Below are 279 nucleotides of genomic sequence, written 5' to 3'. Positions count from 1 at the left end.
GACGGAACCGCTTCACTCCGACTGCGGCGGCCCTACCGGCCAGCGCAGCAGAGCGGCGGCCGGGGCGTCGTTCGGCAGCTCTCCCGGGGAGACCACGATCACGCGGGCGTCGGTGAGCACGGCCGCTCGCGCGATCGCGACCGAAGCGGGGATGATGCCGAGCTCGCCCGCGCCGTAGTCCTGTTCGGGGGCGGAGGCGATCCACGGTTGCACGTTGCGCGCGCCAGCGCGGTCGTCGCTCTCCTGCGCGCTCTCGCCCTCCCCGACCCCCGTCCGCAC

General features: G+C 74.9%; 1 protein-coding gene. It reads right to left on the bottom strand.

The window, feature by feature from the left end; translation table 11 throughout:
- Positions 1 to 12: 12 nt before the first annotated feature.
- A partial coding sequence (locus SB719_RS19715) for a hypothetical protein (protein ID WP_412159674.1) occupies positions 13 to 279 on the bottom strand: 267 nt, incomplete at its 5' end.

It is taken from the genome of Pantoea sp. SIMBA_079 (assembly GCF_046940275.1).
GTDB lineage: Bacteria > Pseudomonadota > Gammaproteobacteria > Enterobacterales > Enterobacteriaceae > Pantoea > Pantoea borealis.
Note: the sequence above shows the minus strand (reverse complement) of the source record. Positions and strands in the feature narration are given on the sequence as shown.